Origin of the sequence: Streptomyces achromogenes (genome assembly GCF_030816715.1) — a bacterium.
Taxonomy (GTDB): Bacteria; Actinomycetota; Actinomycetes; order Streptomycetales; family Streptomycetaceae; genus Streptomyces; species Streptomyces achromogenes_A.
Genome location: NZ_JAUSYH010000001.1, coordinates 90,519 through 104,068, shown reverse-complemented (window position 1 = coordinate 104,068; position 13,550 = coordinate 90,519). Strand labels below are relative to the sequence as shown.

Genomic DNA, 13,550 nt, shown 5'->3' with positions numbered 1-13,550 from the left:
GTCCTCCTACGGGTGATCTCTGCGGGCCGGAAAAAAGTCCGTCCGTCCCCGACAGGGGGACGGTGCCATTGCGTCGGGCGTAACCCGGGCAGGTCAAGATCATTTGACCGTGCATGCCCAACACCAGACCCTTGCCGCGCTCTCCCTGGGAGCTGCCGCTCTTCTCGGAGCCCTGACCACGCCCGCGAGTGCCGCGCCGGTCCTGTCGACTGTTCGTACAGTTGAGACATGCCCATCGCTGTGACCTGCAACATCTCAACTGCACTCACAGAAACTGGGGTTGAGCCCTCTGTCTGGCTGACTTGCGCTGATGGGATGCAAGGGCTCCTGAGACCCTCGGTGGCAAGCCTGTGAACTGGGGTGCCACATCTCTGTCGAGAATGTCTCAACTGCACGGAGAATTTCTTGGGATTGGAGTCTCCGGGGTCTGGTGAAGTTGATCTTGATGTGAGGAGTGGGAGCCGCTCCAAGAGAGGCGGGGGAGGCGAGGAGTAACGAGCTGGTGCGTGATAGCGGATGAGGCATCGTGCCTGGCTGGTGGCGTGATCCGGCTGTGGTGATCATGGTTCATCGGGCGGTGCTGGCGCGTCGGCTGTTCACGGGGATCTCTCGGCGTCATCTCGCGTTTCTGATCGACGAGTTGGCGGTGCCGTGGCAGGCCGGGGTGGAGGGGCGCCGTCCTGCTGCGCGAGGTGGAGCACGCAAGCGGGCCGCGGGTGCCGGTGCCCGCCACCAGTTGGTGTTCGTCGACCGGCTGGTCGCCACGCTGATCCATCTGCGGCACGATCTGCCGCACGCAGTGCTGGGGCTGCTGTTCGGTGTCGACCGCTCCACCATCACCCGCGCGATCGCAGAAGTACGCGGGCTCCTGGCCGATCGGGGTCTGCGGTCCCCGACCCCGACCGCCCCGGCCTGCGGCTTCGGACCCTGGCCGATGTGTTCGCGCATGCCCAGGCGGAGGGGATCGAACTAACGTCTCCGACCGCATCGCCAATGCCTGACCGCGACCCCGACCAGGAAAACACGCCTCATCCGCTATCACGCACCAGCTCGTTAGGGGTGAGAAGGTGAAGGGCTTCCGCAGCTTCATCCTGCGCGGCAACGTGGTCGACCTGGCCGTCGGCATCGTCATCGGGGCAGCGTTCACCGCCGTGGTGAACGGCTTCGTCAGCGCTTTCCTGACGCCACTCGTCGGGCTGGCCACCGGAGCCACCGGCGACATGAGCCGCAAGACCTTCACCCTAGGCGCCACCGAGTTCCCCTACGGCGCCTTCATCAATGCGGCGATCAGCTTCCTCCTCCTCGCCAGCGCCCTGTACTTCCTGGTCGTGCTCCCGATCAACAAGCTCCACGAACGCCTCGCCCCGCACCACGACGTCCAGGCCCCCGAACGGGACTGCCCCGCATGCCTCAGCCTCGTACCCGCCCAGGCCCGACGCTGCGCCTCCTGCACCGTCTCCCTGCCCGCCGTACCCGCTCAGGCCGGGGAGACAACGCAGCGCGCCGGGTGACCCGACCTCCATGGCCTGGCCTGGGGTGCGGGCCCGTAGCGGGCACGTCCGTGGTGACCGTAGTTACCGACGGCGTCCGATGCCGAACCGGCTGCGTGGCTTCACGGCCGGCGCTACGGCGGCCGCGCTCGCCGACGAGGCCGGCGAGCGTGCCGCTTGGTGCCCGGGTGCCGACCCCCAACCACCTGGTGATGGCCTGTGAGGGTTTCTTAGCCCAGCGGTGACGTTGACGATGCGGAACCGGGGCACATGAACCCGGCACGGTCCATGCGGGTGTCCGGCAGGAGGAGCCAGTGGCCGGTCATGAGGTCTATGCAGCCAGCGCATTGTCGGTGGTGGCCGCGATACTGCTCGCGCGATGGTGCCTGGCGGGCCGAAGCGGCAGGCAGCGCACTGCTGCCGGATCCCGCCGTGCCTCGCGCTGGACGGCGCTTAGGGAGGTCCGGCGCACGGGATCCCCCGCGGCCCAAGCCGGGCCACGCCTGCCGACGGACGCGGCGGGTGCTCAGGGGGCGGTGCAGGAGGCCGAAGAGCTCGTGCACGGCTACTGGCGCCAGCTCAGTCCCCTCTACCTGTCCAAGCGCGATCACCCTCAGCACTGAGCCGGTCGGGCAGCGCAGGCCCCTACGGGGGAGAGGTCAGGGGCCGAGGGCTTCGCGCAGGGTTTCGCGGCAGTCGATGACGGCGTCGACGCCGACGATCTGCAGGAGGCGCATCACGGCCTCGGTCGGTGCGGCCAGGCGGATCCAGCCGTCGGCCTGGGTGAGGCTCCGGTGGGCGGCGATGAAGAGGTTGATGCCGGTGGAGTCCATGAACGTGACCCGGCTCAGATCGACCACGATGCGGGGGCGGCGAGTTCCGGAGGCGTCCAGGGCTTGGCGCAGCGGCGGACTGGTGTCGTAGTCGATCTCTCCCGCCAGAGTCAGCACACGGATGCTGTCGGTGGCGGTGGAAACGACCGTCAGCCTGGTCGGCTGGGCGGCTTGTCCGGTGCCCGCCATCTCTTGCTCGGCCATGTCGGTGATACTGGCACACCAAGACCTTCACCTGGAGTGCTGCCCGGCACAGAGCGGCTAATGCCTTCGCGATCAGGGGGTAAAGCGTGTACCGAGCATGCGCGGGTAAGCGCGGGGTGTGAGTGGGGTAGGAGAAGCGGGCCACGATGGAACCGGCCCCGGTCGGTGAGGACAGCGCGGCACCGGCTGAGCAGGCCATACAGACCACGGTGGCCCTGGAGGGTGACGGCACGTCCATCGCCCGCGCCCGCCACCTCGCCGCCGGCTTCCTCACGCGGGTCCGGACCGAGTGCGGCCGGCCGGTCTCGCAGCGTGCCGTGGACCCACCCAGCTGGTGGTCAGCGAGCTGGTCACCAATGCCCGCAAGTCCGCCGGGCCCGGTGCTGATGGAACTGCGCATCGTCGGCGACGCGGTCGAGGTGGTGGTGTGGGACTGCGATCCGTTGCTGCCGGTGGCCCGGACCGCCGACGCGGGCCGAGTGGGCCAGCACGGTCTGGAGATCGTCATGGCCGTCACCCATGGCTTCGAAGCGCATCGGGAGCCGGTCGGCAAGCGCATCACTGCCCGCATCGCCCTCCTGGACGACCCCGGCGGTGCCATCGCCGGACGCAGGCCCCTGTAGACGCTGCAGACCACCCTCAGTCAGACGGGGCGTGAGGCGGCGTGGCGGGCCAGCGCTGCGTGCAGTTCCCCGAGAAGTACATCGGGGCAGCGCCGCGCCCTGACCGTGTTTGAGGACCTGTTCAGCGACCTGGGTCAGCTTGATGTTGGTGCTGGGAGACCTCCCGCGCAGCACCGTGAAGCCCCACGCGGAAGTATCTGTCCCGCGACGGGCAGGACCGCCGATGGCCTGGTCGACGACGACGGCCTGTGAGGCGAGGGCATGCTGTAGTTGCCGGTTCTCCGTCCGCAACCGTTCCAGCTCTTCCGCCGGCATATCGACAGGAGCCGATGTGGACTGAGGGCGGGGATGGGCGGATGAGTCAAGGCAACCACCGGGAAAGACAGCGGACAGGGGCGCCCTCACACGCCTGCCCCGCTTCCCCGTCAGCATCCAGCCTTCCAGCGCGTCACTACGCGGGTGTCCCCCGGCAGTAGCTTCCGGAGGGCACCCGCGAAGGGCTCGCTTCCCAACCCCACCGGGGACGAGTCACCACATGCTTCCAGAACATTCCCGCGCCGACGATGAGCCTTGGGAGCGCGTAGATCAGCTCGATGCGGGCACATGCGGTGCGGCGCGACGGGTGGCGCTGAGGTGAGTGACGCGGCGGCACGGCATTGAACGTGCCGCCGCGCGGCCTTCCAGCCCTCGAGCCCGAACCCGCGCCACGTTGCGTCTGAGTGTGGCGCGAGTCTTGGGGGAGAGGAACCCCTGTCCCCGCATGAGACGTATACAGACATATCGATCGAAAGCTGGCAGTCTGTGTGTCCGTCGCTCATCACGCTGAGGACCCGCGCATGGCTCACGAAACCGCCCCCCGTCCTCCAGTCCGGCCCCCTCGCCCCGACCTCTCCCTGGCCCAGGACTGCAAGGACTGTCATGAGTGGGGAACCGTCGTCACCTCCGCGGGCCACCACACGCTTTGTCCGGCCTGTCAGCACCCCGCCGGCGAAGGCATCGACCCGCAGTTGCCTGAGGAAACGATCGACCGCGCGTCCCCTCACCCGTGACGCTCACACCCGGGGCCGGTTGCGGCCGACGTCAGCGTCCGGTCCCCTCGGAACGTTGCTGGTTCTCATCGACATCTTCGCGATCCCCGACCACTATCCGAAACCGTCGATAGACGCTGCTCGCTCCCACTTACAGGCAGGCGTGTCTGCCGCCTGGATACACTGCCCCGTCAGGTGGGACCTTTTCCTCTGCCCGTGCCAGAAGGGGCCGGCAGGCGGCTTGATGTGAAGGAGTCCGAGCGTGGATGCCCCACATGTGGTGGGCGGGCCCGCCCAGGTGCCCGGGAGGGCGGCGTTGGAGGTGAGCCCATTGCCCGGTCGTTCCGGGATACGTGCCCGCGGTGAGATCAGCGTCCTCACGCGTCCGTCTTGGGAGCAGGCCCTGTCCGAGCTGGCCCGGCAACACGCGAGTGTGTCGTACGTGGAGCTGTCGGATGTGGTCTTCGTCGACGTGGCCGGGGTGACCGCGCTGGCGGTCACCGCCATGAACCTGCCCGACGGGAGGGTTGTGGTCGAGAATCCTCCGCCGCAGCTGCCGCGGGTGCTGGAGATGTTCTGGCCGGGCCTGGACCGGATCGAGGTGGCTGTGTGATGAGCACGGTGACCACCCACGAGGCGTTCGTGCACCCTGCCCTTTTCTACCGCACCGAGCAGGAGTACACGCAGCAGACGGTGGCCTTCCTGCGTGAGGGCCTGACGGGCGGCGAGCCGATGGCCGTGGCGGTGCCCGGCCCCAACCTGGAGCTGATCAAGGCAGGTCTGGGCGGGGACGCCGAGGGCATCCTGTTCCTGGACATGACCGAGGCCGGCCGCAACCCGGGGCGGATCATCCCCAAGGTGCTGCGCGGATTCGCCGACGCCCACCCGAAGGGGCGGGTGCGGATCATCGGCGAGCCGATCTGGGCCGGGCGCAGCGCGGTGGAGTACCCGGCGTGCGCGCAGCACGAGGCGCTGATCAACGCCGCGTTCGAGGGCCGGGCTGTGACGATCCTGTGCCCCTACGACGAGGTGCGGCTGGATCCGCAGGTGATCGCCGATGCGAAGGTCACCCACCCGACCCTCATCAGCGGGGAGGGCCGTGAGTCGGTCAGCGACGTCTACGACTGGCAGGCGGTCGTCGACCGGTACAACCAGGAGCTGCCCACGGTGCCGGACGCCGCGGCCTTCTCCTACGGTGGTGAGGACCTTCCGGCGGTCCGCCAGTTCGCTCTCGCTCAGGCGATGCGGCTGGGCATGGCCGGGGAGCGTTTGATGGATGTGGAGCTGGCGGTCGCGGAGCTGACGACCAACAGCGTGGTCCACGGCGGAGGCCGCGGGACACTCGCCATCTGGGCCGAGCAGGGGCAGCTGGTGTGTGAGGTCCGCGATGCGGGCCGGCTGACCGATCCGCTGGCCGGCCGCCGCCCGCCGGAGCGCGGCCAGCTGGGCGGCCGGGGCCTGATGCTGGTCCACTACGTGTCCGACCTGGTGCGCGTGCACACCGGCGACGATGGCACGACCGTGCGCTTCTACCTCAGCCTGTGACATTCGACTGGCGGGGCGTGGGATCTCCCGCTGATCCGGAGACGATTCGGCATGGGTCATCGCTCGTACTGAGGGGTCCACTGGGCGCGTTCGACCGCTGCCCGCAGTTCGTCCTCGGTCGCGTGCGGGGCGACGCCGTCTTCGACGGCGGCCATCCCCGCGGCCACGGCGATCTCCCGGGCCGCGTCGCGCATCTCTCCCAGCGGTGGCAGCAGCGGCGCGGGGACGGCGTCGTCCGTCGCGGACCGTGCGGCACACCGGCCCACGGCGCGGGCGGCGGCGACCATCATCCGGTCGGTGACCCGGGTCGCCCGGGCTGCGGTCACCGCAAGGCCGATGGCCGGGAAGACGTACACGTTGTTCGCCTGCGCCACCGGCACCTCGCGGCCGTCGGTCTTCAGGGGCGGGAACGGCGAGCCGGTGGCGACCAGGACCTTGCCGTTCGTCCAGCGGGCGAGGTCGGCCGGGTCGGCCTCGGCGTGCGAGGTCGGGTTGGACAGCGGGAAGATCACCGGCCGCTCGCAGGCGGACGCCATCTGCCGGACGATGTCCTCGGTGAAGGCGTTCTTCGCGGTGGACAGGCCGATCAACACGGTCGGCTCCGTCCGCCGGACCACCTCGGCTAGTCCGTACGACTCCTGCTCGTCGTCGCGGGCGTAGACGCGCTGTTCCTCACTGAGCCCGTTGCGGGAGGCGGTCAGCAGCCCGTCGACGTCCACGAACCAGAAGCGTGAGCGGGCCTCGTCCGGCGACAGGCCCTCGTCCGTCATCGCCGTTCGGATCATGTCGGCCACCCCGACCGCCGCGGACCCGGCTCCGAGGATCACGATCCGCTGGTCGGTCAGGCGGGTGCCCGCGACCGTGGTGGCCGTGGTCAGCGCCCCGAGGGCGACGGCTGCCGTGCCCTGGATGTCGTCGTTGAAGGTCAGCAGCCGGTCCTGGTAGCGGGTGAGGATCGGGCGGGCGTGGGCGGTCGCGAAGTCCTCCCACTGCAGCAGGGTGCCGGGCAGTTCTGCCTCCACGGCCGCCACCAGCGACTCCACCAGCTCGTCGTACGCGGAGCCCGTGACACGACGCTCGCGGCGGCCCAGGTAGTGCGGGTCGGCCAGCAGTTCCTCGTTGTCGGTCCCGGCGTCCAGCAGGATCGGCAGCGTACGGGCCGGGTGGATGCCGCCGATGGCGGTGTAGAGGCTGAGCTTGCCGATCGGGATGCCCATGCCGCCGACGCCCTGGTCACCCAGACCCAGGATGCGCTGCCCGTCGGTGACGACGATGACATCCACGTCCGGGTGGGGGCGGTTGCGCAGGATCTCCCGGAAGCGGTGCCGGTCCTCGTAGGACAGGAACAGCCCGCGCGGGCGGCGGTAGATCTCGCTGAAGCGCCGGCACGCCTCGCCGACGGTCGGCGTGTAGACGACGGGCAGCATCTCCTCCAGGTGCCGGGTGACCAGGCGGTGGAAGAGGATTTCGTTGGTGTCCTGCAACTGGCGCAGATAGATGTGCCGGTTCAGCGGCTTGTCATAGCCGCGGAACGCCTCGTACGCGCGGTCGGCCTGTTCGTCGAGCGTCTCCACGGCGGCCGGAAGCAGCCCGTCCAGACCATGGTCGGCCCGCTCCCGGAGGCTGAAAGCGGTGCCTTTGTTGCGCAGGGGGTCTGCGAGGAGGGCCGCGCCGCGCGGAAATTCGTTCACTGTCATGTGAGCCGTCTTCCCGTGCTGCGGCGCATGGACGCAAAACCATCGGCAAGTAACGGTCATCACTTCGTCCAGCCGACGTCCGACGACATCCCCGCCGCGTCGGCGCACCCCGTTCCGCCCGCCAGGCGTGGCGCCGGAAGGGGGGCCGCCAGCACGATGAAGGCATGTGCGCGCAAGCCGAACTTGCGCAGTGCGACGGTGCGGCCGGGTGTGCCATGAGCATCGGGAGCCACCCTGGTCATCGCTCTTCGCGTGCGTCATACACGCGCCCGTCTGCCCCAGCTCTCGGTGGCCATGCCCGCATGGTGCTGCGCCGGCACCGGCGAGGGGCCTGTCCGTGGGCCTCGGCCGCGCGCCTGGTGGAACCGGCGGTAGTTCGTTTCAGTCGCCGAGGTGGGGATATACGGTAATTGGTCCCTTTTTGCGCAAGGAGGACTTATGGCGACGGGTGAAACGGGATTCAGTGACGTCGTGTACGACCTCGTATCCGTTCAGTACCACTCTTTGAAGGCTGGACACGATTGCGGTCAGTATGTGCGCGACGCGGAGAACGCGGGGAAGAAGGAGATCGCCGAGTTCTTCCGCACCGTGATGGAGCAGGATTCGGAACGCGCGGCTCGCTGTCATCGGTTCTTGGCCGAACTGTCCGGTACCGAGGAAGCCGGCCCGGCTGTCAGCTGAGGGCTGACGGAGAGAGCGCGGGCCGCACCCGCGTGCAGCGGTGCGGTCCGCAGCCGCCCCCTGGGCAGGCGGGGCGGAAGCACCGGCCAGCAGTGGCGTCGGCTATGCGGTGCTGACCTCGGGGCCGCTTATGCGATCAGGGCCACCACCATGGCGATCAGCCCGATCGCTATCAGCGCCACAACGATCATGATCAGGGTGAGCGGCATAGGCCCCCACCCCTTGCGCAGTTCGGGCACTGGATGGGAGATGCCGTAGGTGCCTCCTTCGGCGGGTGGCGTTTCACCGGGTGCCACATCGCCGCCTGGCCCGACTCCCGGAGTCTGCCGGGGGTCGGGATCAGGAGTGGTCATGGCGGACACTCCTTTCGGGCTTGCCGATCGTCGGGCCTACTGGTTGGACCGCGCGGCACTGATGTCGCCGAGAGCCGACTCGGAGTCGCGCTCGATGGCCAGGTCGCCAAGGGAGACGATGCCCACCGGGTGCTGCTCTTCGTCGACCACCGGGACTCGGCGGACGGAATGCTCACGCATCACTTCGACCGCGAGAGTCAGATCGTCGTCGGGTCCTACCGTGACGAGATCCTCGCTGCACGCGCCGGCCACCGTCATGTCGTTCGGGTCGCCACCCTCGGCCAGCGCGCGCACCACCAGGTCGCGGTCGCTGACCAGGCCACGCAGATGCTCGCCGTCGGTGACGAGAACGGCGCCGATGTTCTCGTCCCGCATCATCCGGGCCACGGCCGTCACCGAGGCCTGCGGCTCGACGGTCACCAGGGCGCTCGTCATGACGTCGCTGACATGCTGGGTCATGGGACATCCCTCCAGGTGCGGGCGGTGCTCTTCACCGCCGTTCACAGCCCGAGTACCCGCAGACGGTCCCCCCCACGACATCGCCAGGGCGACTGAAGGCAGTCAGTACCCGCGACCGTTACGCGAGCGGGGCCCGGGGGGTGCCAGGGGGCAGGGCGTCAATTGGTGTCGGCGCGGGAAAACGGGCATGGATGCTTTCAGTGGACCGGATCGCGCAGCAGTGGGGCGGCCGTACCCCGTACGGCGGGCACGAGCAGTGGCCCACGCGCGTCGACACGTGTCTCGAGCCGGGCGTCGACCCGGACCGGGTGCGCTGGGTACGGGCCGCGTCGGTCCTGTATTCCGACGCCAGGCGATGCTGCAACTCCTGCGCCTGCGGTGCCTCGGTCCAGGCCGCGCAGGCACCGCACACCAGCCGCACCGCGCCAGCTCGCCGGGCAGATACTCCGTCCAGGAGACCGGGTCCGCCGATCCCCTTGATCGACATGCCCTCCGCACGGTGGAGCCGCCGGATCTCAGCCCAGTCCTCCACGCCGATCACCTTTTCCACCTGACTCCCACGGAGCCAGACTGATCACTTGATCACGGAAGGGGTCACTTGTCATCGGCCGATAGGGGTCACGGTTCACGGAACGGCGACAGCGCTGGTCGAGGAAACCCGAAACCTCGGCCAGCGCTGACTTCGGACCTCGAGGTGGTGAGGCAGCGCGCGGTGCTTGGCGCATGGGGCACCTTTCGGGCACGAGGAGCCCCTGCCACACTCTGTGTGTAGTGCTGATGCCGTGTACGTATCCCCGTGACGGCATCAGCATTCGCTTTTTTGCTATGCAGTGCACGCGGCGAGCACGATGTCAGCTGCCCTCCTCGAGGGCCCCGCCTGAAGAGGCAGGGCCCTGGTGCGCTGGGAGGGTCAGACGGTGGTGGGGAAGCGGTCCCAGACCCGGTGCCGTGCCAGCAGCGGGATGATTTCGGTCAGTACCGCTTCGCCGCTGTCGGCGAGTACCACTCCGGGGGCACTTGCGGGTACCCCGGCCGCTTCCAGGACGGCTTCTGCACCCGCCCAGCCGCCGATTGCCTTGGCGTGCCGGAACGCTTCGGAGGCCAGCAACAGCAGGCGGGGGTCGAGCCCCGTCTGCCTCTGTCCCGGCTCTACGGCCTTGGCGTCTCGGGCGCCGTAGGAGTCGCCGCCCGGGGCGGGAACGCCGGCAAGGACGAGGGCGTCGAACTCGACCGAGCGGGCGGTGGCGAAGGTCCGTTGGACGGTGATCGCCTCGGCGCCTGTGCCGACTTTCCCGCCGGCGGGTGCGATGACCAAGGGGACCATATGCGAGTCAAGGACGGTCTGGCGCAGTGCGCGCACGCCCTCAGGGTCCGCAGCCCCGTCGGTGATGATGCCGATAATGCGGCCGTCCGGAGGCCACTCCTGGCCGATCTGGGACAGCGCGGGGCTCGGCTGCACGTCGGCGAGCGGCTGGCTGGCCTCTGGGGTGGGCAGGCCGAGGCCCTGTGCGACCCGGGCGCACAGCTCGGCGTCGATGTTGGCCAGCGCCTTCAGCTGTCGTTCCTTGATGGTGTTGCTCCAGCACTTGCCGAGTTCGAAGGTGTAGGCGGCGATGATGTGCTCGCGTTCGACCGGGGACATGCTCAGCCAGAACAGCCGTGGCTGGCTGAAGTGGTCGGCGAAGCTGGCGGGGGCTTCGCGGCTTTTGCGGCTGGCCGGTACCTCGACGGGTGACTCGACGAAGGCGCCCGTGTCGGCTCCGGCGAAGAACGGGCAGCCTCCGTCCAGCGAGTTCGGCTTATAGGGTGCTACGCCGGTGTGTACGGCCTGCTGGTGGAAGCCATCGCGCAGCATGTCGTTGACGGGCGCGTGCGGTCGGTTGATCGGGATCTGGTTGAAGTTGGGTCCTGCCAGACGTGTGATCTGGGTGTCCAGGTAGGAGAAGAGCCGCCCCGCCAGCAGCGGGTCATCGGTGACATCGATACCCGGCACCAAGTGCCCCACGTGGAAGGCGACCTGCTCTGTCTCAGCGAAGAAGTTGCTGGGGTTGCGGTTGAGCGTGAGCAGGCCGATCGGCTGGACTGGGGCTAGCTCTTCGGGGACGATCTTGGTCGGGTCGAGCAGGTCGATGCCCTCGAAGGTCTGCTCCGGAGTGTCCGGGAAGGTCTGGATGCCCAGCTCCCACTGCGGGTAGGCACCGGCTTCGATCGCGTCGGCGAGGTCGCGGCGGTGGAAGTCGGGGTCGACGCCGCCTGCGATCTGGGCTTCCTCCCACACCTGGGAGTGCACCCCGAGCTTCGGCTTCCAGTGGAACTTCACCAGCGTCGTGCCGCCCGCCGCGTCGACGAGGCGGAACGTGTGGACGCCGAAGCCCTCCATGGTCCGGTAAGAGCGTGGGATGCCCCGGTCGGACATGTTCCACATGGTGTGGTGCTGGGCTTCGGTGTGCAGCGAGACGAAGTCCCAGAAGGTGTCGTGGGCGCTCTGCGCCTGCGGGATCTCTCGGTCCGGGTGCGGTTTCCCCGCGTGGATGACGTCGGGGAACTTGATGGCGTCCTGGATGAAGAAGACCGGAATGTTGTTGCCGACGAGGTCGAAGACCCCCTCCTCCGTGTAGAACTTGGTGGCGAACCCACGGGTGTCACGCACCGTGTCGGCGGAGCCGCGGGAGCCGAGCACGGTGGAGAACCGGACGAAGACGGGGGTCTCGGTGCCCTTGCGCAGAAACGCCGCGCGCGTGACGTTCTCTGCGGTGCCGTACGCCTGGAAGACGCCGTGAGCCGCGGAGCCGCGGGCATGGACCACACGCTCGGGGATGCGCTCGTGATCGAAGTGCATGATCTTTTCGCGTAGGTGGTGATCCTGCAATAGCACGGGCCCCCGGGGCCCCACCTTGAGTGAGTGGTCGGTGTCGTACAGCCGGGTCCCTTGCGCGGTGGTCAGGTAGGCGCCGCTTTGGGCCTTGCGGGCGGGCTCCGCGCCGGTCGGCTGGCCCGTTGGGCTGACCGTTTCAGGGGCGCCCTGGTCGGACTTCGGCGGCAGCGGCTCACGCGGTTCGGTGGCCTCCTCCAGCGCCACAGGTTCGGGGGAGGGAGCGCCGGGAACACCCTCGGCGGGACCGCCGTCGCTCAAAGCCTCGGTCAGCTTCGCAGCGGCAGCTTTGAGCGGATTAGAGTTGGACATCGTTCCTCCAGGCTAGGGACGGGACCCCACAGTCATGACCGCCGCAGCCGCGGCCGTAACGGGCGGACCATTGACATCCGCCCGACGACGCAACTCCTCGCTTTCCACCGTGGCCGGTCACGACAGCGCAGGTACCCTCCACCGGTGGTGGAAACCGTCGACAGTTCTGTCTGCAATTTCGGGCAACGCAAACGGATCAACGTTGGCCAAGGCCGATGCTTGGACGGCTGGGCGAGCTGACTCCGGCCCGATCAAGGCAGCGTCCAGAGCCGGCCCGCCGGCGGGCGCGCGGGATGCCGGGGGCCGACCGTGTCACCGGGGATCGCATCGCCGATGTTGGGACGCATTTTGCCGGGCGGCGGGTATGCACGATGCACGCGTCTGGTACGCGCGATGCACGCTCGGGGTGCGCGCCCGAGGCGCGCTCGGCGGTCGCAACGGGCGGCCAGCGCTGCAGATCCTGGTGGACGCGGACGGCACATGGGCAGGGGCGAGGAGCGGGCGCGTGCCCGTCCCCGCCCACACCTCTGTCCGAGCTCCACCTCGCCCGGCGTCCCCTACATCGGGCCGTGGAAGCGACTTGGCTCCTCTGTGAGCGCCGCCTGATGGGCCGCGACGACCGGAGCAGGGAAACCACCACCCTCGCTGCGTAGCCACACCAGACACACGGACGGAGACTGCGCCAGCAGAGCACCCCCGGGGGGCCTGGTGAGGGGTATTCCTGGTGCGGTTGTCGTACGGATGATCTGAGTTCGCGCTGTTCTCAAGGGGAGAGGATGACGCATGGTGCGTAAGGGGTGGGGGGGGGTTGGGGTGTGCGCGGCCGCAGTGCTGATGTTGGTGGGGTGTGGGCAGCGACATGCGCGGTACGGGCCTGACCTCGCGAGCGCAGAGGAACTGCCGGAGAAACTCGATGCGGACTGCACCACCCTCACGGTCGGCGATCCCGAGACGCCGGTGACCGTGCACCTGCATGAGGATCCCCGCTGTCCGTACTGCGAGGAGTTCGAGACCGCCGGCGGCGGTCCGCAACTGCGGGAAGCGATGCTCGACCGCAGGGTCGGAGCCGAGTACACCCTCGCTTCCTTCCTGGACGACCGGGTCGGCGGCACCGGGTCGAAGAAGGCGGTCAACGCGCTGCGGGCCGCGCTGGAGGAAGGCAAGTTCGTGGAGTACCACGAGGTGCTTTACGCCAACCAGCCCGAGGAGAGCACCGACGGCCACACGGATGCCTACCTGCTTCAACTGGCCGGCAAGGTCAAGGGTCTGGGCGGCCCGGAGTTCGATGCGGCTGTGAGGTCCATGAAGTACCGCGGCTTCGTTACCGACTCCCAGAAAGCCTACGAGAGGGCCGGGGGAGCACGGGAGCCCGAGGCCCCGGTAAACCCACCGCGCTGATCAACGGCAAGCGGATCCCGCTGCAACACAACGGCCTGCTCCTGGAGAGCGACGA

At 68.7% G+C, this 13,550-nt stretch carries 10 protein-coding genes and 2 pseudogenes; 7 read left to right on the top strand and 5 right to left on the bottom strand.

Translation table 11 applies throughout. From position 1 onward, the window contains the following. Nucleotides 1–562 precede the first annotated feature (562 nt). Together QF032_RS00480 and mscL are read left to right on the top strand one after the other, a co-directional pair. Nucleotides 563–972, top strand: a pseudogene (locus QF032_RS00480) (helix-turn-helix domain-containing protein); the annotation flags it as partial. A gap of 95 nt (nt 973–1,067) precedes the next feature. Beyond that, entirely contained in the window at nt 1,068–1,511 is a 444-nt protein-coding gene (mscL, locus tag QF032_RS00475; RefSeq protein ID WP_307054310.1) for a large conductance mechanosensitive channel protein MscL, read from the top strand. Nucleotides 1,512–2,149: 638 nt separating this feature from the next. Here mscL and QF032_RS00470 read toward each other — a convergent pair. Further along, entirely contained in the window at nt 2,150–2,527 is a 378-nt protein-coding gene (locus QF032_RS00470) for an STAS domain-containing protein (RefSeq protein WP_307038979.1), read from the bottom strand. A gap of 146 nt (nt 2,528–2,673) precedes the next feature. Between QF032_RS00470 and QF032_RS00465 the strand changes: the two are divergent. The 3 genes and pseudogenes from QF032_RS00465 to QF032_RS00455 all read left to right on the top strand — a co-directional run bounded on the left by QF032_RS00465 (nt 2,674) and on the right by QF032_RS00455 (nt 5,723). Beyond that, nucleotides 2,674–3,150 (top strand): annotated as a pseudogene (locus QF032_RS00465) (ATP-binding protein). Nucleotides 3,151–4,440: 1,290 nt separating this feature from the next. Then, nucleotides 4,441–4,791 carry an STAS domain-containing protein gene (locus QF032_RS00460; RefSeq protein WP_307054307.1) on the top strand — a complete coding sequence of 117 codons (351 nt, stop codon included), beginning with the start codon at nt 4,441–4,443 and terminating at the stop codon, nt 4,789–4,791. Beyond that, complete coding sequence (locus QF032_RS00455) at nt 4,791–5,723, top strand: anti-sigma factor RsbA family regulatory protein (RefSeq protein ID WP_307054304.1); 933 nt, start codon at nt 4,791–4,793, stop codon at nt 5,721–5,723. The genes QF032_RS00460 and QF032_RS00455 overlap by 1 nt, the downstream gene beginning before the upstream one ends. Before the next feature lie 56 nt (nt 5,724–5,779). Here QF032_RS00455 and QF032_RS00450 read toward each other — a convergent pair whose 3' ends face one another. Continuing rightward, complete coding sequence (locus QF032_RS00450; protein WP_307054302.1) at nt 5,780–7,420, bottom strand: NAD-dependent malic enzyme; 1,641 nt, start codon at nt 7,418–7,420, stop codon at nt 5,780–5,782. A gap of 438 nt (nt 7,421–7,858) precedes the next feature. Between QF032_RS00450 and QF032_RS00445 the strand changes: the two genes are divergently transcribed. Continuing rightward, complete coding sequence (locus tag QF032_RS00445; protein ID WP_307038969.1) at nt 7,859–8,101, top strand: acyl carrier protein; 243 nt, start codon at nt 7,859–7,861, stop codon at nt 8,099–8,101. 128 nt (nt 8,102–8,229) lie between these two features. Here QF032_RS00445 and QF032_RS00440 read toward each other — a convergent pair whose 3' ends face one another. From QF032_RS00440 to QF032_RS00430, 3 genes are all read right to left on the bottom strand, one after another. Next, the gene (locus QF032_RS00440) at nt 8,230–8,454 is read right to left on the bottom strand and encodes a DUF6480 family protein (protein WP_307054299.1); all 225 of its coding nucleotides are present in this window, start codon (nt 8,452–8,454) and stop codon (nt 8,230–8,232) included. 36 nt (nt 8,455–8,490) lie between these two features. Then, entirely contained in the window at nt 8,491–8,913 is a 423-nt protein-coding gene (locus tag QF032_RS00435; protein ID WP_307038966.1) for a CBS domain-containing protein, read from the bottom strand. 910 nt (nt 8,914–9,823) lie between these two features. After that, nucleotides 9,824–12,097, bottom strand: a complete 2,274-nt coding sequence (locus tag QF032_RS00430) for a catalase (RefSeq protein WP_307054297.1) — start codon at nt 12,095–12,097, stop codon at nt 9,824–9,826. A gap of 783 nt (nt 12,098–12,880) precedes the next feature. Here QF032_RS00430 and QF032_RS00425 point away from each other — a divergent pair. Next, nucleotides 12,881–13,495, top strand: coding sequence for a DsbA family protein (locus QF032_RS00425; RefSeq protein WP_307054295.1), 615 nt, complete (start codon nt 12,881–12,883; stop codon nt 13,493–13,495). The last annotated feature ends 55 nt before the right edge of the window (nt 13,496–13,550 follow it).

Bases quoted from the DNA above. Each gene is read 5' to 3' on its own strand.
- QF032_RS00470 (WP_307038979.1), bottom strand. From the start codon at position 2,527: ATGGCCGAGCAAGAGATGGCGGGCACCGGACAAGCCGCCCAGCCGACC.
- QF032_RS00455 (WP_307054304.1), top strand. From the start codon at position 4,791: ATGAGCACGGTGACCACCCACGAGGCGTTCGTGCACCCTGCCCTTTTC.
- QF032_RS00450 (WP_307054302.1), bottom strand. From the start codon at position 7,420: ATGACAGTGAACGAATTTCCGCGCGGCGCGGCCCTCCTCGCAGACCCC.
- QF032_RS00445 (WP_307038969.1), top strand. From the start codon at position 7,859: ATGGCGACGGGTGAAACGGGATTCAGTGACGTCGTGTACGACCTCGTA.
- QF032_RS00440 (WP_307054299.1), bottom strand. From the start codon at position 8,454: ATGACCACTCCTGATCCCGACCCCCGGCAGACTCCGGGAGTCGGGCCA.
- QF032_RS00435 (WP_307038966.1), bottom strand. From the start codon at position 8,913: ATGACCCAGCATGTCAGCGACGTCATGACGAGCGCCCTGGTGACCGTC.
- QF032_RS00430 (WP_307054297.1), bottom strand. From the start codon at position 12,097: ATGTCCAACTCTAATCCGCTCAAAGCTGCCGCTGCGAAGCTGACCGAG.
- QF032_RS00425 (WP_307054295.1), top strand. From the start codon at position 12,881: ATGGTGCGTAAGGGGTGGGGGGGGGTTGGGGTGTGCGCGGCCGCAGTG.